At 66.9% G+C, this 19898-nt stretch carries 14 protein-coding genes, 1 tRNA gene and 2 pseudogenes; 12 read left to right on the top strand and 5 right to left on the bottom strand.

Annotated features, from left to right (window positions below):
- Positions 1-301 precede the first annotated feature (301 nt).
- The 3 genes from uppS (at position 302) to ACWENR_RS11085 (ending at position 3443) form a co-directional block, all read left to right on the top strand.
- On the top strand, positions 302-1084 hold the full coding sequence (gene uppS, locus ACWENR_RS11075) for a polyprenyl diphosphate synthase (protein ID WP_231925902.1): 783 nt from the start codon (positions 302-304) through the stop codon (positions 1082-1084).
- A 344-nt stretch (positions 1085-1428) separates the two neighbouring features.
- On the top strand, positions 1429-2040 hold the full coding sequence (locus ACWENR_RS11080; RefSeq protein ID WP_452276863.1) for a hypothetical protein: 612 nt from the start codon (positions 1429-1431) through the stop codon (positions 2038-2040).
- Positions 2037-3443, top strand: coding sequence for a hypothetical protein (locus tag ACWENR_RS11085; RefSeq protein WP_157747030.1), 1407 nt, complete (start codon positions 2037-2039; stop codon positions 3441-3443). Before ACWENR_RS11080 ends, ACWENR_RS11085 begins: the two co-directional genes overlap by 4 nt.
- Positions 3444-3909: 466 nt before the next feature.
- Here ACWENR_RS11085 and ACWENR_RS11090 read toward each other — a convergent pair whose 3' ends face one another.
- Entirely contained in the window at positions 3910-4377 is a 468-nt protein-coding gene (locus ACWENR_RS11090; RefSeq protein WP_231925903.1) for an NUDIX domain-containing protein, read from the bottom strand.
- A 24-nt stretch (positions 4378-4401) separates the two neighbouring features.
- Complete coding sequence (locus ACWENR_RS11095) at positions 4402-5625, bottom strand: helix-turn-helix domain-containing protein (protein ID WP_452276864.1); 1224 nt, start codon at positions 5623-5625, stop codon at positions 4402-4404.
- 308 nt (positions 5626-5933) lie between these two features.
- Between ACWENR_RS11095 and ACWENR_RS11100 the strand changes: the two genes are divergently transcribed.
- The 7 genes and pseudogenes from ACWENR_RS11100 to ACWENR_RS11130 all read left to right on the top strand — a co-directional run bounded on the left by ACWENR_RS11100 (position 5934) and on the right by ACWENR_RS11130 (position 10742).
- On the top strand, positions 5934-6266 hold the full coding sequence (locus ACWENR_RS11100; RefSeq protein WP_452276865.1) for a hypothetical protein: 333 nt from the start codon (positions 5934-5936) through the stop codon (positions 6264-6266).
- Between the two features lie 583 nt (positions 6267-6849).
- Complete coding sequence (locus ACWENR_RS11105) at positions 6850-7575, top strand: GntR family transcriptional regulator (RefSeq protein WP_117668737.1); 726 nt, start codon at positions 6850-6852, stop codon at positions 7573-7575.
- Positions 7576-8131: 556 nt separating this feature from the next.
- Positions 8132-8338, top strand: a complete 207-nt coding sequence (locus ACWENR_RS11110) for a hypothetical protein (RefSeq protein WP_452276866.1) — start codon at positions 8132-8134, stop codon at positions 8336-8338.
- 44 nt (positions 8339-8382) lie between these two features.
- Positions 8383-8709, top strand: coding sequence for a hypothetical protein (locus ACWENR_RS11115; protein WP_452276867.1), 327 nt, complete (start codon positions 8383-8385; stop codon positions 8707-8709).
- Between the two features lie 502 nt (positions 8710-9211).
- A pseudogene (locus tag ACWENR_RS11120) lies at positions 9212-9298 on the top strand (DUF4259 domain-containing protein); the annotation flags it as partial.
- A 263-nt stretch (positions 9299-9561) separates the two neighbouring features.
- Complete coding sequence (locus tag ACWENR_RS11125; RefSeq protein ID WP_452276868.1) at positions 9562-10071, top strand: helix-turn-helix domain-containing protein; 510 nt, start codon at positions 9562-9564, stop codon at positions 10069-10071.
- Positions 10072-10115: 44 nt separating this feature from the next.
- The gene (locus tag ACWENR_RS11130; protein WP_452276869.1) at positions 10116-10742 is read left to right on the top strand and encodes a PIN domain-containing protein; all 627 of its coding nucleotides are present in this window, start codon (positions 10116-10118) and stop codon (positions 10740-10742) included.
- Positions 10743-10986: 244 nt separating this feature from the next.
- Here ACWENR_RS11130 and ACWENR_RS11135 read toward each other — a convergent pair.
- Positions 10987-11059 (bottom strand) — tRNA-Arg (locus ACWENR_RS11135).
- 716 nt (positions 11060-11775) lie between these two features.
- Here ACWENR_RS11135 and ACWENR_RS11140 point away from each other — a divergent pair.
- A complete protein-coding gene (locus ACWENR_RS11140; RefSeq protein ID WP_452276870.1) occupies positions 11776-12660 on the top strand; it encodes a hypothetical protein in 885 nt (294 codons plus the stop codon).
- 421 nt (positions 12661-13081) lie between these two features.
- On the opposite strand, the gene ACWENR_RS11145 is transcribed toward ACWENR_RS11140, so the two are convergent.
- A complete protein-coding gene (locus ACWENR_RS11145) occupies positions 13082-16573 on the bottom strand; it encodes a M28 family peptidase (RefSeq protein WP_452276871.1) in 3492 nt (1163 codons plus the stop codon).
- A 248-nt stretch (positions 16574-16821) separates the two neighbouring features.
- Here ACWENR_RS11145 and ACWENR_RS11150 point away from each other — a divergent pair.
- A pseudogene (locus ACWENR_RS11150) lies at positions 16822-19476 on the top strand (LuxR C-terminal-related transcriptional regulator); the annotation flags it as partial.
- Here the strand turns inward: ACWENR_RS11150 and ACWENR_RS11155 are convergent.
- Positions 19462-19614 carry a transposase gene (locus tag ACWENR_RS11155; RefSeq protein ID WP_452276877.1) on the bottom strand — a complete coding sequence of 51 codons (153 nt, stop codon included), beginning with the start codon at positions 19612-19614 and terminating at the stop codon, positions 19462-19464. The pseudogene ACWENR_RS11150 and the gene ACWENR_RS11155 sit on opposite strands and share 15 nt — an antisense overlap.
- Positions 19615-19898 lie beyond the last annotated feature (284 nt).

The following is a 19898-nucleotide window of genomic DNA, read 5'->3' on the forward strand; positions in this document are numbered from 1 at the left end:
CGGCCGATGCCGGCCGGAGGCCGCCAGCAGGCCGAGCGCGGGGGGCCCGCGCCGCGCTCGCGCGGCGCCTTGATCCTAATGAGAACGTTTCGGCAGTGGCGTCGCTGGCAGGGTCCATCCGACGTCTCGTCTACAAGAACCGTGCGCTTCGTCTGCCTGCGTCCGCATCCGTCGCCCGCCTCGGCCGACCGTCACGCGACGCCGGGCGTGGGCGTCTTTGTTCCGGCTCGTAGCTGTCACCGTTGCTGTCGACAGTCCGCGCGGGCCAACGCCAGCGCCGATGAGGTGATTTCATTCGATCATGATGCAGCCCATACGCCGTGGCGCCTACCGGTTCTACGCCCATCGCCTCCGCGCCCAGCTGGCTGGGAAGTCGCTGCCACGGCACGTAGCAATGGTGATGGACGGGAACCGCCGGTGGGCCAGGCAGGCGGGCTTCGATGACCCCGGGGTGGGCCACCGGTACGGCGCGGAACACGTCCACGAGGTACTGGGCTGGTGTGCCGACATGGGCATCCATCACGTCACTCTGTTCATCGCCTCCGTCGACAACATGCGTAAACGGGCATCCGAAGAGGTGGAGAACCTGATGCGGATGATCGAGGAGGTCGTCGCGGAGCCGCTCCTCCGCCCGGCCAATCCCTGGCAGCTTCACCTGGCCGGCCGCGCGGACGTCCTACCCGACTCGACACGCCACGCCCTGAAACTCGCGGAAGACGCCACCCGCGAACGCGGTGCCGAGTTCCATCTCACAGTCGCCATCGGCTACGACGGCCGCGAGGAAATCGTCAGTGCAGTTCGTTCCCTGCTGGAACAGGAGGCACGAGCGGGCGCCACACTCGACGACGTCGCACAACGACTAACCGCCGACGCTCTCGCGGCGCACCTGTACACCGGCGGCCAACCCGACCCTGATCTGGTCATCCGCACGAGCGGAGAACGCCGCATGTCCGGGTTTCTGCTCTGGCAGGCCGCCTACTCCGAACTGTACTTCTGCGACGTGTACTGGCCCGGCTTCCGGAAGATCGACTTCCTGCGCGCCCTGCGCTCCTACTCGGCCCGCAGCCGACGATTCGGAGCGTGACAACCACATCCCCCTGCTCCCGGTTCCGTGGCACAACCGCAAAGACCGGCGACCGTCAGACGTTGAAGCGGAACTAAGTCCCCCGGCACGTCTACCTGCGGCAACAGCGGCTGACGCCTGCTCACATGCAGTCTTACGCTGCCATGGTTGGCCACTGTTTGACGACGTTTGACGGTGTCTCGTGCCCCCTGTGTGCCCCACGCCGCCATCACCGGCCCGCGACGCGGTCGAGCCTCGCCAGCCTGCCGTCGAGAGCCAACCAGACCTTCTCGCCAGCCAACCGACGGGCTCCCGGTGGATCTTCGGCCCTATTGCTGTCCGTGTGGATGATATACCCTGCTGTGATGGTGGCGGGCGAGCTACGGCAGCAGACCGGCAGCATTGGCGTAGATAGAGCTAAGCGGTGGCTGAACTACTCGACCCGCGTCGCGTCGATCTACACAAACACTGACAAAGTGTTTAAAGACCTGCTGCATTTCCAGTGGCCCTATGGCGGTCAAGGCTTCAGCTTTGACATAGGGGGCAAGTTGCGCGGCGGCGATCTGCATGACAAGTCATTCATGGCGGAAGTCAAGGCATATCGCTACGAGATGGACTCAGCAACAGAGTATCGGAAATTCATCGCCGAATGCTACGTAGCATTTCAAGAAAAGCCCGACCGATGCGATAATCTGATATGGCTATCCTGGGCTCCCTTTCAAGCGCAGAGTTGGCACAAGCATCGGAGTGTAGAGTCCATCAAAAAACACCTTCTTCACGCCGACAACACCTTTCGGGTATTTGGAACAGAGTCAGCCGAGGAAGCGCATGGAAAATTAGACACGCAAGTAATATACGAATTAACCAATCGCTTGTGGCTGCTGACGCTCTGCGATGAGCAGGAGGGCCTAGTAATCACGAGCGACCACTACCAGCGGGTTATGGCGTTCATGGGCATCGGGGAGGAGTCCCAATGAGCGGCGAATTCAGCGCGGCTCTGCGTCATGCGCTAGATTTCGACACACCGGATCGGCGCATCGACTCCTTGAAAACCAGCGTCAGCAACTTCCTGCGATCCGGCGACCCGTCTGCCCGGGTCAGGAAGACTGAGTACTTCAACCACACTTTCGCGCCAGACCTAGTACTGACCTGGCCGGAGGAGAATCGGGAGAGGCTCGTCTTTCTGCGCACCGATCCAAACCCAGAATGGCTAGCAGCTGACCTTAAAATCATCGCACCCAGTCACCCAATCATGCTCACTCTGGACGACTCCGGATCCGGACAGGATTCAGCCGCTCACGAACGCTTGGTGATGGCTGCGAAAGAGGCTCGGGCCCTTATTACGAATCCGGATGCGATCGAGGAATTTGTGTCCCCTCGCGTCCCGATTACTTCGGTGCTTACGAACGCCGTCATCCGTGGTGGCCTGGGCCTAGTAGATGAGCAGGCCGCGAGGGGTGCGGCCGAATCAGCCATCGCGGGGTTCTCTGCTGCGGAGCATTTGGAGGCGGAGCCGATCAGGTCGGCGCTCGTAGCAGCCGAAGGCATGTTGGACGACGAGCAGGCCAACCGGTTCAGTCGTCTTTACCGGGCAGTCTGGGAGGGACAGGGCGGGACTCCTGAAAATTTCCCGTCCCATCGCAACCTGGCCGGCCCACTAACAGGCAGAGACCTTTCCCTTCTTCTTGCAACCCTCACAACTGATGATGTGCAATTCTGGCGCAGGATCGGGCGTAGCGTCCGACTCGAACAAGTAGTAGCCCTGGGGCCAGAATCAGGACCGAATCTAGGCCACCTAGTCGAAGCGAATTTGGATCGGTTGCTAGCACGTGGAGCGCGTGTCTTCGGCCAGAGCGGCGCGTCGAGCTCCGAGGGCCAGCGTGCGAACTGGGGAGTAGAAAAGGACTGTCTAGCACTGCGCGGTGACGGCTGGATTGCCTACTTCGCCGCCAGGTCTAACGACTTGCCTCCGCATGAGACACGACGCGGCGTGTCGGTTACTACCCTGATTGATGGCATCCGCCAGCTAGGAGTTCGCATGACGGATGTCAAAGTGCAGCAGGCCAACTTCGCCATCTCGATCCAAGCTGTAGGCAATGCCGACGTCGTCGACAGTCCAGACTTCGGCCAACTAGTGGCTCGTGGCGACTCCGTGGCGCAGACGGCCGCAATAGCGATGTCTAGCGGACGTAATCTAATAGCGGATTTCGTTACTGGAACGGCCATGGGCCACACCAACGCCTCTTTTCCACTTCACGAACTAGCGCAAGCCGCAGTTCGACTTCTACTTGAGTTGAGCCATCGGAATGTGCCCGATGCTGACGTGAGGCTAGTCTCTGGCCGTGATCCAGTAGTAATTCAGGACCCGCTCTGGGAATGACGTCCCCCTAAGCCACCCTGCCATCCCGTCTGCCCTCGACCCGCCCTCCTGGGGAGCAGGCCGCGGCCCTCCGGGTCGAGGGCAGGCGGGATGGACTACCGCAACCACCCACGGACCGTGACCCGCCGACGGAGCCCCGGCCATCCTGGAGCCCGAGCGCCCCCGCCGGAGGCGCTCTAACCGCAACCCTGCGACCACCGCCAGCTCGCCGACGCGGCCGGCGTGCGCTCCCCTACGCCGCGCGGGCTCGTGGCCGCGCGGCCCGGCCGGCTGCCGGCCCACCCCTCACCGGTCAACGCTGCTGTCGTCATGCGGCGGCCCCTCCGGGCTTCCCGCCCTCCGCGCCAGCCGCCGGGCGTGTTGCGGGGGCCGGAGTCGGAGCGCCAGCGGAGCGACGGACGCGCGCCTAGGCGGCGGCGCGTGCGGCCCGTCAAGGGCCGCCTTGATCGTGTATCGAAACTGTGCTCTAGATTGCGCTGCCGTATTCGGCGTACGCAGAGCTGCCAGTACTACGCGCTGCAATCGCCGAACGGATCCTGCGGGCGAGCCGGGCCGGGCCGTACTGGTCCAAGGACTCTGCGCCCACGTAGCGCCATTCGGTGAGTTCACCATCGGCGAAGCGGATGTCACGCTCTTGCTTGGCGCCGAGTGAACCGCCGTCGAAGATGAACAAGAGCTTGTCGCCCTCGTGTTCGGCGGGCGCCCAGTCAACGACCAGCATCGGTCCGAGCGCGGGCGTGAGGCCGAGTTCCTCTTGGACCTCGCGTACGCATGCGCCTCGTGGTGACTCGCCGGGTTCGACGTAGCCGCCGGGGATGTCCCAGTGCTCCTTGTAGCTCGGGCGTACGAGGAGCACGCGGCCTTCGTTATCGAAGAAGAGGGCGCCTGCGGCGACGCGTGGGGTTGCCATGGGTGGCATCTCGTTGGCCGTCACCAGGGCAGCCTAGATGGGCTGGGTTCAGTCGAGCACCTTGAGCCGCCGGGCCAGTCCGACTAGTTCGGCTGAGGGCTTGCCGCGCTGCCGGCGTACCCAGGTCAGGGCGAGTTGTCGGCTGAGGAAGTGGTGTCGGACCTGTTCGGGTGCCATCTGCTCGGCGTCGAGCAGGACGGCCTGGGCGTCGTTAACGCGGTTCCAGGAGCTGTAGGCGCGGGCGACTTCGAGGGCGTGCCGTACGCGGCGTTCCATCGGTAGGCCGGCGGTGTCGACGCGCGGGCCGAGGTCGATGGCGACTTGCAGGTTGCCCAGCTCGGCGGCGGTGGCGACGCGGTGGATGGCGACGTTGGTCGGGCCGAAGGCGGTCCAGAGGTGGTTGGCGTCGGCTCCGAGTTGGCCGGCGGCGTGGTCGGCGGCGGTGAGAAAGGTGCGGGTGGTGGCGGCGTCGTTGGATCGGGCGGCGGCCATAGAGCCGGACAGGAACAGGGTTCCGTAGACGGAGAGCAGCGCTGGTGTGGCGTGCTTGAGGTGGGGATCAAGGTAGCCGGCGGCGTCTTCGGTGAGGCGTACGGCTTCGGCGTAGCGGCCGGTGGCGTGTAGGGCGTGGCCGACGGAGCGGAACAGGGAGCCGGTGATGAGCGGGTCGCCGGTGGGGCGGACGGCGGTCAAGCCGCGGTCGGCGGCGATCCAGGCGAGGTCGCTCTCCCCGAGTTTGGTGAGCTGGGTCGCGGCGAGCTGGTACGCGAGGCCGAGTAGGCGGCGGGCCTGGTCCTGGTCGTCGCCGTCGTGGTGGTCGGCGGCGGCCTGGGCGCGGTGGAGCAGGTCGGGCAGGCGGCCGGTGACGTATCCGAATCGGGAGTCCTGGTAGGCGTCCCAGAGGGCGCCCACCTCCTTCTTGAGCACGGCGACGCTCGGCGGCTCCGCGTGCGTGCCGCCGCCGAACGGGGCGATAGCGCGGTAGTTCATCAGGGCGGCGCGGAGGGCGGGCACGGTTTCGGTGCCGCTGTCGCCGGTCCAGTCGAGCAGCGAGGGTTCGCCGAGCAGGTCGCCGAGGGAGATGTCCAGGACTTCGGCGAGGGATTTGATGACGGAGAGCCGGTCCAGCTCGATCCTGTTGTTCTCGATCTTGCCGAGCCAGTCGGCGGTACGGCCGATGAGCCCGGCTAGGACCTCTTGGGACAGGCCGCGTCGCCGGCGGTACCAGGCGACGCGCTCGCCGATGGTCAGGGTGTTGGTTGTCCCGCGCACCGGTTCACTGTCTCCCCTCGGTCGACTGCGACCCCGGAAGGATTTTCCGGGTCGCCGGGCGGTATATGCCACAACCTGTCTGCATGACGGGGCTGAACGTATCGAGCAACTGCCAATCCTGCTCGGGCGCGGGCTGGAAGTACACCCTCGCCCGCACCGCCATCCGGGGGATAGGGCGCGGGTCGGAGCGGACCCGTTCCCTGGCCCGGCGGTCCTGCCTGGACTGCGCGGGTTCCGGTCGCGCAGCGACCTGCTGAGGCTGGCCCGGGGTGGGTGCTGGCGTGGGACCGCGACCCGAACGACGGCCCGTGAATGGCCCGCCCGCCTCGGCGCTTCGCACACCAGCGCCGCGCCGGCCGGGTGTCCCGGCACCGGGCGACCTGGTGCTCATCGGCGGCCGGGCCTCGGTGCAGTTCGGCGGCGACCGCGCGCTGTGGCTGCGGGTTACCTCGGTCTGCGACAAGCCGACGTACCACGGCTGGGTGTGGCTCACCGGCTACTCCATCAACCCAGCCACCGGTAAGGCGCTGGCGCGGCGTGAGGTCTTCGCGCAGATCGCCGGCCTTCAGATCCAGCCACGCACTACCAACAACGCGCCGCCTCGCAACGTGGCGCCGGTGATGAGGAGACGCGGTGTTTGACGTTCGGGTACGACTCGGCGCGGTGCTGACGATCGATGCAACAGATCGTCTCCTGCCATCGGACGGGCCGGTGACGTTGTGGGTGACCGGGGTTCGGCTGGTGGCCAACCGTCCGCCGCAGGATGAGTGGATCTGGGTCGAGGGATTTAGGCTCGGTCCGTCCGGCCGGCATGGTCGGCAGGCGCAGATCCTGGTACGCGCGAGCAAGCTCCCGCCAGATGGGGCGGCCCGGTGAGTACCTACCTGTCCAGTGCGGTGCGCGACCAGCTCCGGGCGGCACAGGCGCAGCTTGACCAGCACACCCCGTCGAGCGCGGACGGGCGCTGCGCCACCTGTGGAGAGGAGGGGCCGTGCCCGCAGCGTCAGGCAGCGTTGCGGGTATTCGGCCGGTACAGGTGCCTGCCGCGTCGGTGGCCGGGTGCGACTCGTCCGGAGTCGGTGGGAGCGCCGTCGTCGTGGTCGGGGTGGCTTGCCGCAGCGGTCGGGCGTGTGATGCCGAACGGCTGAGTTGACTTGTTCTGTCATGCAAACAACTCATAAGCTGCTGAGATTCATGCAGCGTTCCTAGGTGGGGTGGCCCGCGATGGCGTACGAGATTCCGACGCCGAAGTACCTGCGCGTGTTGAACACGCTGCGGAAGCGCATCGAGGACGGCGACTACGCCCCCGGTGCGGCACTGCCATCGGAAAACCAGCTCTGTACGGAGTTCGGGGTGTCCCGCCCGACGGTCCTCAAGGCGCTTGGCATCCTCAAGCAGGACGGATGGATCGAGTCGCAGCAGGGCAAGGGCAGCTTCGTACGCGGCCGGCCCGCCTCAGGGCGTACCTCTCCCGACTACGCCCGCGACGCGGTCGAGCTGGACGAGACCGGGGAGACGGAGATCCTACATGTCGGCCCGGTGCTCGCGTCACCGCGGATCGCGGCGGAGTTGAAGATCCCGGAGGGTACGCCGGTCTACGAACGGCGCCGCCGGACCGTCTCGGAGGCAGGGCCGGTGGACCTGGTCGCCACGTTCGTGCCAGTGGACATCGCGGTGGGTACCGACATCACCAGGCCGGACCCGATCGCTGGCGGCCTGCTCGACCTCATCGCCCGCCATAAGGGCCTACGGCCCGACTACGCCACCGAGCGGATGACCGCCCGCCGGGTGAGCGACGTCGAGGCTGAGGCCTTGGAGGTGCCGGCCGACGAGTCGGTGATGAGCGTCGTCATCACCGTCCATCAGGCATCCGGCGACCCGATCATGACGTCGGTGCTGGTGATGCCTGGCAGCCGCCACGAAATCGAGGACACCTACGCCCTGTCCTGAGATCGCAGGGGGCGCACCAGGGGAGGTGCGTCCTTCGCTGCTTTCCGGTAAGCATCGTCGTGCCGCGAGTGCGCGGCCCACGCCTCGGCGCATCCGTCTCGACGCGCCAGGAAGGCGCTGCAAGCGAAGCACCTCATGAGGCGTCAGCTCGCGGCGGCTGGCTAGCGCAATCGCTGCGGCGTAGGGCCTCGAAGTCAGCCGGTCGAGATGGACGGCGATCTCCTCCAGGACCTTGAGCAGGACATCTCGATCTGCCTGCGGATGCTGAGCGACGAGCCGTAGCAGGCAGTTGCGGTCCCACTCGGAGAACTCGCCACCAAGCAACTCGCACAGGGCTGCTGCGTCCGTGCGGGCGTCTTGGGCGACGGCCAGCCGCACGAAAGAGTAGGGACTGCGGGCGAGCATGCGCATTCCGGCTGAGTCGACGCTCGGGTCTGCCACCAGGTCCAGATAGTCCCGTGGTGTTCGTGACCGTGGAAGCAACGCTTCGATCTCCAACCACCGCTCCTAACTGGGTCTCAAGGCAGCGCGGGAGCCGGCGCTGACTCCGATACATGTGGCGTCCCCGCTGACCGGACGGCCGTACGACCTGCGCCACGCGGCGGTGTCGCTGTGGCTGAACCCCGGTGTTCCGGCAACCGACGTCGCCGCCCGCGCCAGCCACTCCGTGGACGTGCTGCTGAAGGTGTACGCCAGGTGCATCGACGGCCAGGAGGCGACGGTAAACCAGCGCATTGAGGACGCGTTGAGCGGTCCCGGGTGAGTAGCGCCTGCGCTCCCGCATCGCGTTCTGGCTACTCCCGCTCGGTGGCCGAGGACTTCACGATCAGGCTGACCCACGACCAGGCCCTGGTGCTCTCCGATTGGCTTGACAAGGTGATCGGTACTGAGAGGTTCGATGTCATCGTTGACGAGGACATCGCCGTCTGGTCGGCGTTGCACCGCATCGGCGGCACTCTGGATAAGTCGCTCGTGGAGATCTTCATGCCGGACTACACGGCACGCCTTGACGCCGCCCGCATGCGTCTCCTCGCGGACCTCGGGGACTACTTCGTGCACGAACGGCAGGTACAACGGGACGCCGGGCATCACGACCGCGGCTACGAGAGTGACCCTGACGAATCCAGATCTTGACCGGAACAGCGGGCGCGACCCGGAACCCTCCCAAGATCAATCCGTGAATAGTCCGCGGACAGCGACAAACGGCGGCTCTGACCGACACACCGCTGCACGGGCCGGCCCGACGACACGGGAGCGTATCCACAGGTCAGATGACGTTTTGCTGATCTTCGAGGTGCCCCCGGCAGGATTCGAACCTGCGACACACGGTTCAGGAAGGCGGCTGAGGCAGGCTGGCGAGTGTGTCCTTGACTTGGACGGTCTTCAGCCGTCCTCGGGCGTCGGCAGCGCGCTTCGTGCAGAGTACGTGCAATGATCTTGACTCGTCCGGCCCGTGAGCGACGCGGACACCCGCAGGGCGGTCCACAAGCGTGGCGACCACTCTACCTTCGCAAAAGGCCGCCAATCATCATGCACACCTGTCGGCCGGCCTGGCTGCACAGCCAAGCACTCTCGCGCCCTTGCGTCCGTCCCCGTTGGGCTGCATGATCCGCCTACCGCGAATGCAGAGGAGCACATGGGCACCTGGGATGACGGTCCGTTTGACAACGACACTGCCGCAGACTGGTGCGATGACCTCCACGATGCCGATCCGTCTGCGCGGTCAGATCGTAAGTCAGGGCCCTGCTTGTGAGAGTACTGAGGGCCGCGCAACTCCAACGCCTACAGACGGCTGACTTACCGCCGAACGAGTCTAAGGCGTGAGCGCAGCTCAGAAGGTTGCTCAGATCTGCCGTCGATGCATGAAGAGCGAAGATCCCGAGTTGCAGCCTGTGAAGAATCGTCCGTTTTGTCAGTAATCCAACATGACGAGCAGCAACCCTAGATCACGTTGCGTTTCTTGCGAATTAGACGCATGCTAACGCCATGACAGCCGCAGCCCGCGTCATGGACGAGCAGACGATCCTGCCCGATGCCGCCAACAGCGCGGAAGTCGTAGACCTCCTTCAGGTCCTACGCGACCGTGGCCACGATGTGCCCGAGGCAAGAGCACGCCTGGTAAGCGCAGACGGCTCCAGCTCCAAACCCCTGCCCGACGGCCTGCACGACATCTTGGTCAAGACACTTGAAGCCCTGGCCAACGGCTACGCCGTCACGATCGCGCCGCAACACACAACACTTACCACGCAGCAAGCCGCAGACATGCTGGGGGTGTCGCGGCCGACCCTCACCAAGCTGCTCGACGAGGGGAAGATTCCGCATGAGCGACCCAACAGCCACCGCCGGATCAAGCTTGCCGATGTACTCAAGTACCAAGAGCAGCGACGGCAGGAACGGCGGCAGCTACTTCAACGCATGACGGTAGAGAGCCTTGACATGGGGCTCTATGACCTACCAGCTAACGACCTTGAGGAAGGCAACGACAACAGAACGTGAAGCCGAAGCTTCCAAGAGGCACCCCTAGCACTTAGGCTCACTTGGTGCCGTTCTCTGTCCTGCTCGATGCGAACGTCCTGGTTCCAAACGCGCTCCGCGACACTCTCCTACGGGTCGCAGAGGCGGACTTCTACCGTCCGCTTTGGAGCCAGGACATCCTCGCAGAGACGCGGCGAACGATCCTGCGGCTACGCCCGAGCATTGACTCCGAGCGACTTGACGCGATGTTCGCGTGCATGAACGAAGCGTTCAGTGACGCCCTTGTCACGGGCTACGAGTCCCTCATTGAGGGCATGACGAACGACATGGGTGACCGGCACGTTCTAGCTGCCGCCGTCGCAGGCCGAGCGGACGTCATCGTGACGAACAACCTGAGACACTTCCCGCAGGCCGCCGTAGGTCCCCTGCATATCGAAGTACTGGCACCCGACCGATTTCTATGCTTGCAGTACGACCTGGCTCCGTCGGCGGTTGTGGACATCATCAAACGGCAGAGCGCCGAGACCGGCCGCTCGACTGGGAAGCCCCAACTGAGCGTTGAGGAGTTACTCGGGTGTCTCAGCAACGGTGGCGCCCCTAGCTTCGTCGAACACATCCAAGGCCACCTAGCAGCAGCGAAGCTCCGTCCGCGCTCCCCGAAGGCACCCACGGCGCGTCTCGTCGAGTCGTAGCGCCGACTGGACAGGCCCCAATCCCCCGCCAGCACGTGACGCAACGCCCGCAGAACGGGTGTAGCGGTGCCGTATACAGACTGTGAGCTGCACGAACACCTCGCATCACGGGCCAAGATCAATCCGTGAATAGTCCGTGGACATCGACAAGCGGCGGCTTCGGGCGGCATACCACTGCGCAAGGCAGGCCATCGACGCGAGAGCGTACCCGCAGGTCAGATGGCGTTATCGCTGATCTTCGAGGTGCCCCCGGCAGGATTCGAACCTGCGACACACGGTTTAGGAAACCGTTGCTCTATCCCCTGAGCTACGAGGGCGCGAAGGCACAGTCTAACGACCTGCGCGTTGGCCCGCGTTGGCAGGGAGTGACCCGCGTTGACCTGGGTTAGTCCGGCGGGTCGGGCTGGGCAACGACCACACGTCGACCACACGGCCGGGCCGCCATCCATGATTCGTTGACTGAAATGACCCTGGTAGGCATGCGTTGACGCAGGATGGCACCGGCTGGAGAGCACACACCGCGCACATCATCGAAGATCACGACCGATCTCGGCTGTTGTCCTATCGCCGCCGAGCGTGAGCGGCTGGCGGCTGGCGGCTGGCACTCTCTCCGACGGGGCCCTTGCGCGGGCTCGGGTGCCCTCTCAGGGTCACGACGAGGACACCAGGCAGCGTTCGGCGGGGCAGCGTCGGGCGAGTCGTTGCCGGAAGATCTCCGGGCTGCCGCTGGACGGGTTGCACCGCACCTCGTCGTACAGGTCGTTGAGGCCGTGCGCGCTGGATCCTCGAAGCCCATGGAACTTGAGAGAGGGATGGGTTGAGGTGCGTGTAGCGGCCATTTCCGAGGCAAGCCTGAAGCACCTAGACGACCTGCCCATCGACTGGGTTAAGCAAGAGCGGCGGGGGGAGCGGGGTTGGCACCTCGAACGTCAGCCACGATCACGGCGGAACACACTTCAGCCATCCCCACTCCCGGCCCAACGGGCACGGCAACCTCAGCCTGCCGCCGTCACCGACAGACACCCCGGACACGATGTGCGAGTTCGGTGGGCATCGGCCCTCTTCGACGAGCGCGGAAGAGCGTGCGGTGATGCCCATAAAGGGCGCGCGGCGCCAGCCCTGCCGCAAGGGCTTTCGGCGGTTCAGTAGCCCCACCGGTGCCGGACGCGGGTTTCGCGTACCGGGATTTCGGGGTGGGGACTTCGGGTTCGTCGCCTACGCCGACACCGACACCGCCCAGGACGTCCTGGTCCGCGTTGTCGGTGGCGACACCGACCCGGGAGCCCAGACCGCCCCCCTCGCACGCGCCGGCGAGTTGTGGTGGCTTTCCCGCGCCGTACGGGCCAAGTACGCCGCCATCTCCCGCGCCGTGCCGCTGCTGCTCGCCGGGTATGCCGGTGCCGCCGCCACCGCAGCCTGGCATCTGGGCCCGGTGACCGCGATGACCGTGACCACCACCCTCGTCGTGCAGGACCCCGTCGACGCCTACGAACTGTTCGCCCACGCCCGCACCACGCTCGGGCTGCCCCTGGACGGCCGATGGCACCTGGTCGACCACGGCCATGTCCACATGCTGCAGACTCTGCCCGGACAGGGCGCACCGGCCCTGGCTAGCGTGCACTTCTCCGTCGACGGCAGCCGGCACCCCGGCGAGCCCGACGCCGGGATCCCCGGCGGCTACGCCCTGCTCGCCTTCACCACCGACAGCGCTGACACCAACAGGACCCAGCGCCGGCACCGCGACCTCGCCGGCCAGACCGGCGCGTGGCTGACCCACCGACGGCTTCGCTGGACCTGGTCACACGCCGACGGGCCCTTCACGACCAACCACGCCGGCCCCATCCGCAGGGGCTTTAGTAACGATCTTGCAACCAGGGGCCAAATAGTTGATCTTTTTGGGGGTCTGCGCGGTCCCTGATCGCTGCCACGATGGTTGACCGCTGTGAGTCGATCTCCTCTGAGCATCGGCGAGCTGGTCGAGCACTGGACCCTTGTCCCTGCTGAGCTGGACCTGGTTGCGTCCAAGCATGGCGAGATACGGCCGGGTTCGCGCTGTTGCGGAGGTTCTACGACCGGTACGGCCGCTTCCCGCGAGGTTGGGCAGATCTGCGCCCGGAGGCGATGGACTTCGCCTCTCGCCAGGTCAAGGCGGAGCCGGGTTACTTGGCGTTCTACGGAGACCAGGGCCAGCGGATCCATCACACCCCCAATCGGCTAGATCAACCCGACAACGCACCCAGAATCCAATCCACGGATTCAGGCTAAGGTCCGGTCCGGCAGCGGAACAGGGCACAGGACCTGCGGCAGGGTGGGGCGAGCGCCCCACCCTGCCGTTGAACTCAGCCGATCTGCAGGGTCACGTCGTCCAGCACGAAGCTGGTCTGCAGGTAGGCGTCCTCGGTGCCGGTGAAGGTCAGCGTGACCGTCTGGCCGGCGTACGCGCCGAGGTTGACGGTGCGCTGCGTGTAGCCCGTGGCAGCGTTCATGTTGGACAGCGACGCCACGGTGGTGCCGTTGGCCTTGATCGTGAACACGTCGTAGGCGAGCGCCCCGTACTCGCTCGTGTCGATGTGCAGCCAGTAGGTCAGTACCGCACTGGTGCAGCCCGACGGGATGGTGACGGTCTGGCTGATGGCCTCGGTCGCGGTGTAGCCGTTTCCGCCGAGCCACGCGTACCGGGTGCCGCTGCGCGGCACCTGCCCGATAGAGGTGCCGATCACGCCGGTGGAGCCGGTCCACGGCGAGGTGCCGCTTTCGAACCCGCCGTTGAGGATCAGCTGGGCGGCGGTGCAGCCGCCCGGCCCGCCGGTCACGGTCAGCGTGTACGTGGTGCTGTGCGACACCGAACCCGCGCCGGTGATGGTGATGGTGTAGGTGCCGCCGGCCACCGACGAGCCGACCGCGATGGTGGCGGTCGACGAGCTGCCGGAGGTGACCGACGACGGGCTGAACGAGACCGTTACGCCCGTGGGGGCGCCGCTGGCGGTCAGGGTAACCGTCTGGGCGCTGCCCGAGGTGGTGGCGGTGCCGACGGTGGTCGTGGTGCTGGACCCCGCGTTCACGGTGCCCGACGCGGGGCTGGCCGAGATCGAGAAGTCGTCGGTCGGGGTGGACGTGCCGACGGCCCGGTTCCACAGCGTGTAGGCGATGCCGTCGGCGGCCCGGTCCAGGCCGGTGGCGTTGATGTTGCTGGTGGTGTCGCACGACGAGTGGTAGCAGGAGTCGTACGCCTGACCGGCGGTGCCGCCCCACTTCGACGCCTGGGCCGAGGTCTTGGTGGCGCTGGCGCCCATGGCGTAGCCGGAGGTCGGGATGCCCGCGTTCTGGAACGAGTAGTCGTCGGAGCGACCCTGGCCCTCGACGTTCTCCTCCGGCTGCAGGCTGAGGCTGTCCCAGTACGCCTTCATCGGCTGCGACGCGGTCGAGCTGATGTTGTTGATGAAGTAGCCGCCGTTCTTCGACCCGATCATGTCGAAGTTGTAGTAGGCCTTGATCGCGGTCCGCTGGGTGCTGGTGAGGGAGTTGACGTAGAACTTCGAGCCGTTGAGGCCCTGCTCCTCGTCGGTCCACCAGCCGAAGCGGACCTTGTTCAGCATGGTCGGGTTCTGCGCGGCGAGCGCGAGGGCGACCTCGAGCAGCGCCGCCGAGCCGGAGCCGTTGTCGTTGATGCCGGGACCGGCCGAGACGCTGTCCAGGTGGGCGCCGAACATGTAGACGTTGCTGGCGTTGCCGCCGGGCCACTCGGCGATCAGGTTCGGGCCGGCGCCGCTGGTGCAGCCCGAGGTGCAGGGCTGCTCGGTGACGGTGAAGCCGGCGGTCTGCAGCTTGCCCTTGACGTACGCCACCGACTGCAGATAGCCCTGGCCGGTCGAGCGGCGGTTGCCGCCGTTGTTGGTGGCGATGGTGTTGAGCTGGGTCAGGTGCGCCTGCACGTTGGACACGCTGATGTCCGGGGCGGTGCCGCCGGGGGTGCCGCCGTTGACCGTCAGCGTGTACTGCGCGGTGTGGGTGACCGAACCGGTGCCGGTCACGGTGATCGTGTACGTGCCGGCGGCGGCGCCGGATGTGGTCGCCACCGTCATGGTGGAGCTGCTGCCCGAGGTCACCGACGACGGGCTGAACGACACGGTGACCCCCGACGGGGCGCCCGAGGAGGTCAGCGACACGGTCTGCGCGCTGCCGGAGACGGTCGCGGTGTTGACCGTCGCGGTGACCGAGGAGCCCGCGTTGACGCTGCCCGAGGTGGGGCTGACCGAGACGGAGAAGTCGGTGCTGGAACCGGTGCAGGTCGGGTCGCCGGTCTGGGCCGGGACCGCGACCGCGTTCCACGCGTCCTTGGTCCGGTTGAACAGGACGCACGAGGAGTCCAGGTTCTTCGCGGCGGTCAGGGTCGCGGTGCGGTACTTCTTGTGGGTCATGCCGGAGGTCTTCAGCAGCATGCCGCCGTAGAAGATCTTTCCGGCGGACTGGATGCCCACGCCGGTGACCGACGACGGGCCGCCCGAGCAGATGGGGCTGTTCGGCTTGCCGCCGCCCGGCGCGCTGCCCTCGGCGAGCAGGTAGAACCAGTGGTTGAGCGGACCTGCGGCCGCGTGTACCTCCGTGTTCGGGATCGACGAGGAGTAGCAGTTCGGGTGGCCGCCGACCAGCGAGGGGTTGTACATGTTGCGGATCGGGCCGTCGCCGACGAGGTCGATCTCCTCACCGACCAGGTAGTCGGGTTCGTCGTAGGCGCTGGACTGGTTGGCGTATGCCTCGGTCAGGGCGCCGAAGATGTCGCCGGTGGCTTCGCCGAGGCCGGCTTCGGAGCTGGTGCCGCCGGGGGTGTTCTGGTCGAGGCCGTGGCCGAACTCGTGGCCTACCACGTCCATCGAGGAGATCCAGTTGCCCGCCTGGTTCTTGCCGATGGTGATCGTCGAGCCGTCCCAGTAGGCGTTCTGCTCGTTCAGGCCCACCTTGATCGGCCAGCTGCCGCCGTTGCCGTTGTGGCCGTTGCGGCCCAGCCAGCCCGACAGCATGTCCCATTCCTTCTGCGCCGAGTACAGGGCGTCGACGCAGCCGGTCTCCTTGCTGGTGCCCACTCCGTTGCCCCAGCTGTCGTCCGGGCCGGAGAAGACGGTGTTGGTGCTGTAGTCCTGGCAGTTCAGGCCGGAGCGGGTGGTGTCGCGCAGGTAGTAGGTGCTGCCCGACTGCGACGTGGTGATCGACAGCGGACTGGGCCCGTTCCACTTGCCGGTGCCGGAGCCCGCCGCGGCGTCCTCCTGCTTGGCCAGCACCTGGCCGGTGCGCGCGTCCACGAAGACGTGCAGGTGGCTGGGCGCCGAGGCGGTGCGTCCGGCGACGACGACCTCCCATGCGAGGCGGGCGGTGCTGTCCTTGACGTGCACCACCAGGGTGCGCGACTCGACCCGGTCGACCTTCGCGAGCAGGCTCTTGGCGGTCTGCTCGGCACGGTCGACGGCGACGGTCGGCACCACGGAGACGTTGATCTTCGTCTTGGTGGCGGCGGAGATCGCCCGGATCGCACCCTTGCCGTCGGCGAGCACGGCGGCGTCGCCGCCGACCACCGGCAGGCCCCGGTAGGTGCGCTCGTAGGCGATGGAGAACAGCCCGTCGACCCACGGGATCACCATGCGCCGGTCGTACTGCTCGAAGGGGCCTTTGGCCAGCGCGTCGTGACCGCCGTCGGCAGCGCGGTCGGCTGCAGAGATCGCCAGCGACAGCGGGCTCTGCGCAACCGTGGGTGTAGGGGGCGGGGTGGCTGCGGTCGACTGGGTGGCCACCCCGGTCACGGTGCCCAGGGTAAGCGCAACCGCGACAGCGGCCGCCATGGCAGTTCTTCGATACATCGCAATCCTCCCGCCGAGATGGGTTGAGGGGTGTGGCAGCAGGGCCCGTGTTGATGGGATCTCCGGCAACCGGTGACAGCTCGGCTTTGGCGATGACACTAGGAACGGCGGAGGCTGGCCGAAATCAGGGCAACCCCTTGCTCTGGTGCGCGAAGGACCGTCGGGCGCACTATGATCCGGTGCCAGATTCTGCGACGGCAGTGAATGCGCATCAGGGGGCCACCGGCACCATGCTGCCGGTGGTACCGGGCGTCGTGCGCGGCGCCCGTCGGGTGGTGCTGTTCGGTCCGCCCGGGATCGGCAAGACCGCTGCGGCCGGTGTACTCGGGCAGCAGCTGGGCATGCCTGTCCTAAGGCTGGCTCCGAGCCCACAGGACGCCCAGGTCCCCTACACCGGACTGCTCGAACTCGCACTGGCCCTCCAACCGCTGCCGGCCGCGCGGGAACTCGCGACCGGAATCGACAAGGCCGTCGGAGTGCCGGGCTCTGCCGATCCCGCCGGGACCGCTCTACGGCTGCGCCGGTTGACCGCCACCCTGCTGCTGGACACCCCGCCTCTGACACTGGTGGTGGACAACGCCCAGTGGCTGGATACGGCCAGCGCGGCCGTCTTGCGTTGGGCACTGCGCCTGGCTCCCGACCTTCCCGTCATAGCCGCAGAGCGAATCTGGCGCCCGGGGAGCGAAGGCCACTGGTGCGGCGAGGACCCCTGTGCGGTACGCATCCCGGCGCTGACACCCGATCAGGTCGCAACCCTGCTGTCGCCGTACCGGCTAACCCCCTACGAGGTCACGCAGACCCACATCCGCAGCGGAGGGAACCCGGCCCTAGCCCTCGCATTCGCCGGGGCCCGCAGCCGCGCCACCGACCTGCCGGCCGCTCAGGGTCTCGTAGACGACCTGGTCCTGCCGCCGGCCGCCCGCCGACTGGTGAACGAATGGCTGGGCACTGTGTCGGCCGAAGTTCAGGAACTGTTGACGGTCGCCGCACTCGACGACCGGCCCGACCGCGAACTGCTGAGCCGCCTCGCCGGCCCGCCCGCCGAAAACCTTCTCGCAGAGGCCGAGGCAGCCGGACTGATCAACATCGGGCAGGTCGACGGGAAGATCCGGTTCGCCGCCGCCGCGATCGGTGCCGAACTCGCGGCCCGACCGCCGGTCGCCACACGCAGGCTCCTGCACGCCCGCCTGGCCGAAGCCAGCCGCGACAGCATCCGCCGCGACCGTCACACCACGCTGGCGGCCGACACCAACGACCCGCAGTCGGCCGACTGCGCCGACCGCGCCGCCGCCCGCGCCCGGCTGCGCGGAGAACCCGCACTAGCGGCCGAGCTCTCCCTGCTCGCCGCCGAACGTACCCCGGAGACCGACGCCGACCTGCTCACCGAACGGGCGCTGACCGCCGTACGCGACGCCGCCCACAACGGCGACCTGCCCCGCGGCCAGGCTGCCGTCCGCCTCGTCCTGAACCACGACAGCAGCCCCGCCAACCGCGTCAACGCCCTCATCGCCCTGATCGACTCAGGCGGACAGCACCTGTACAACGGCGACAAGCTGTTCGCCGACGCACTTCACGAAGCGGCCGGACATCCGGACCTGACCGCGCAGATCCTCGTCCGCCAGGCGATCTGGGCCAACGTCAACGGCGATCCCGACCGGGCGTGCGCCCAGGCTGCCCGGGCCGCCAGCCTCGCCCGGAGCGCTGGCGACACCGCCACCACCGCCATGGCCCTCACGATGCAGGCCCGCATCCAACGCATCCTCGGCCGCCCCCAAGCCGAGACCACGCTCGGCCACGCCCTGTCCCTGCCACGCAGCACTCACATCCCCGTCAACGCCAGGCCCGAACAGCTCTCCGCCCGGCACGCCATCTTCGACGACCGTCTGGACGAAGCCCGCAGCGCACTGCTGCCTCTGCTCGTCGAAGCCGAGCGGACCGGAGACGCCGAAGCCACCGTGGATGTCCTGCGCAGCCTCGCCGAAGTCGAGATCCGCGCCGGACGGTGCGGACTGGCCCTCGACTACGCCGGCCGCGCCCTGTCGCTTACCGACAGAGCCGCCTTGGACCCCGCACCAACGTGCTACACCTCCGCCCTGGTCGAGGGCACCGCCTCGTGCACCGACTCCGCCCTCGCTCACGCACGCCGCGGGGCGGACACCTCCCGCCGGGAGGACAACAAAGTCTTCCTCTCCCGAAACCTCTTCGTCCTCGGACATCTTCTCCTGGTCACCGGGCGTCCGAAAGAAGCCCTGGAGGCGCTGGAAGAGGTCCGTACGCTTGAGAAGCGCCAGCAGGTCCGCGACCCGTCCGTCCTGCGCTGGCACGCCGACCTCGCCCAAGCCCTCATCTCCCTCGGCTACCTCGACCAAGCCCGCAAACTGCTGACCGATACCCGTCGCACCGCGACTGATCTAGATAGAAGCTGCGTCCTCCCCGTGCTCGACCGCTCCCAGGCACTCCTGGAAGCCACCCTGGGCAACTACGATGCGGCCGCCGACCTCCTCACCGCAGCAGCCGACCACCTCCGCCACCTGCCCATCGAACACGGTCGAACCCTTCTGGCCCTCAGCCACACCGAACGACGCGGACGCCGACGCGCCAGCGCCCGCACCGCGGCGCAGAGCGCCGCCGACCTCTTCAGCACGCACCAGGCACACCCCTGGATCGAAGCCGCCACCCGCACCCTCCACCAACTGGAGCCCGTCCCCGCGCACAGCAGTACGCTCCCCCGCCTCACCTCCGCCGAACAGCGCTGCGTCGAGCTCGCCGCCAGCGGAGCGACCAACCGCGACATCGCCACCGCCCTCACCATCAGTGTCAAGACAGTCGAAGCAAACCTCACCCGCGTCTACCGGAAGCTCGGCATCCACTCACGCGTCCAACTCGCGCACCTTGCAGCCCTGACGGCAGCGCCGGCAGAAGCCCTGCAGCCCGGCCTGGCGCATCAGCCTGGCAACGCGTTTGCGCCCACTTCCGACTCCGGTGCCCAGGCGTAACTCGGCGTGCGGCGTAAAGGAGCGGATTGGGCGAGGATCGCACGTGCTTCCCCGGACAGCATCCTCGCTACGTCAAGTCGCAAAATGCCATGACGAGGATTTCGAATCGAGAAAGGTGACACAAAAAGCAACAGAGACGGCCGGTTTGCCAGCCGCCAGCAACGGAGCGCAGCAGCTATCCGACGCGACCAGCAAACAGAGGAAATGAACGGCGGAATCGCAGGCAGTCGGCCTACCGACACGCATAGATGACGGTCTTAGGAGTCTCCATGTGACTCCGGTTGATCTTGGCGGGCAGGGTGGATCGGCCG

The organism is Micromonospora sp. NPDC004336, assembly GCF_053602615.1.

Excerpts from the sequence above, each read along its gene's own strand:
- ACWENR_RS11140 (WP_452276870.1), top strand. The coding sequence starts at position 11,776 with ATGTGCGAGTTCGGTGGGCATCGGCCCTCTTCGACGAGCGCGGAAGAG.
- ACWENR_RS11080 (WP_452276863.1), top strand. The coding sequence starts at position 1,429 with ATGGTGGCGGGCGAGCTACGGCAGCAGACCGGCAGCATTGGCGTAGAT.
- ACWENR_RS11145 (WP_452276871.1), bottom strand. The coding sequence starts at position 16,573 with ATGGCGGCCGCTGTCGCGGTTGCGCTTACCCTGGGCACCGTGACCGGG.
- ACWENR_RS11105 (WP_117668737.1), top strand. The coding sequence starts at position 6,850 with ATGGCGTACGAGATTCCGACGCCGAAGTACCTGCGCGTGTTGAACACG.
- uppS (WP_231925902.1), top strand. The coding sequence starts at position 302 with ATGATGCAGCCCATACGCCGTGGCGCCTACCGGTTCTACGCCCATCGC.
- ACWENR_RS11085 (WP_157747030.1), top strand. The coding sequence starts at position 2,037 with ATGAGCGGCGAATTCAGCGCGGCTCTGCGTCATGCGCTAGATTTCGAC.
- ACWENR_RS11125 (WP_452276868.1), top strand. The coding sequence starts at position 9,562 with ATGACAGCCGCAGCCCGCGTCATGGACGAGCAGACGATCCTGCCCGAT.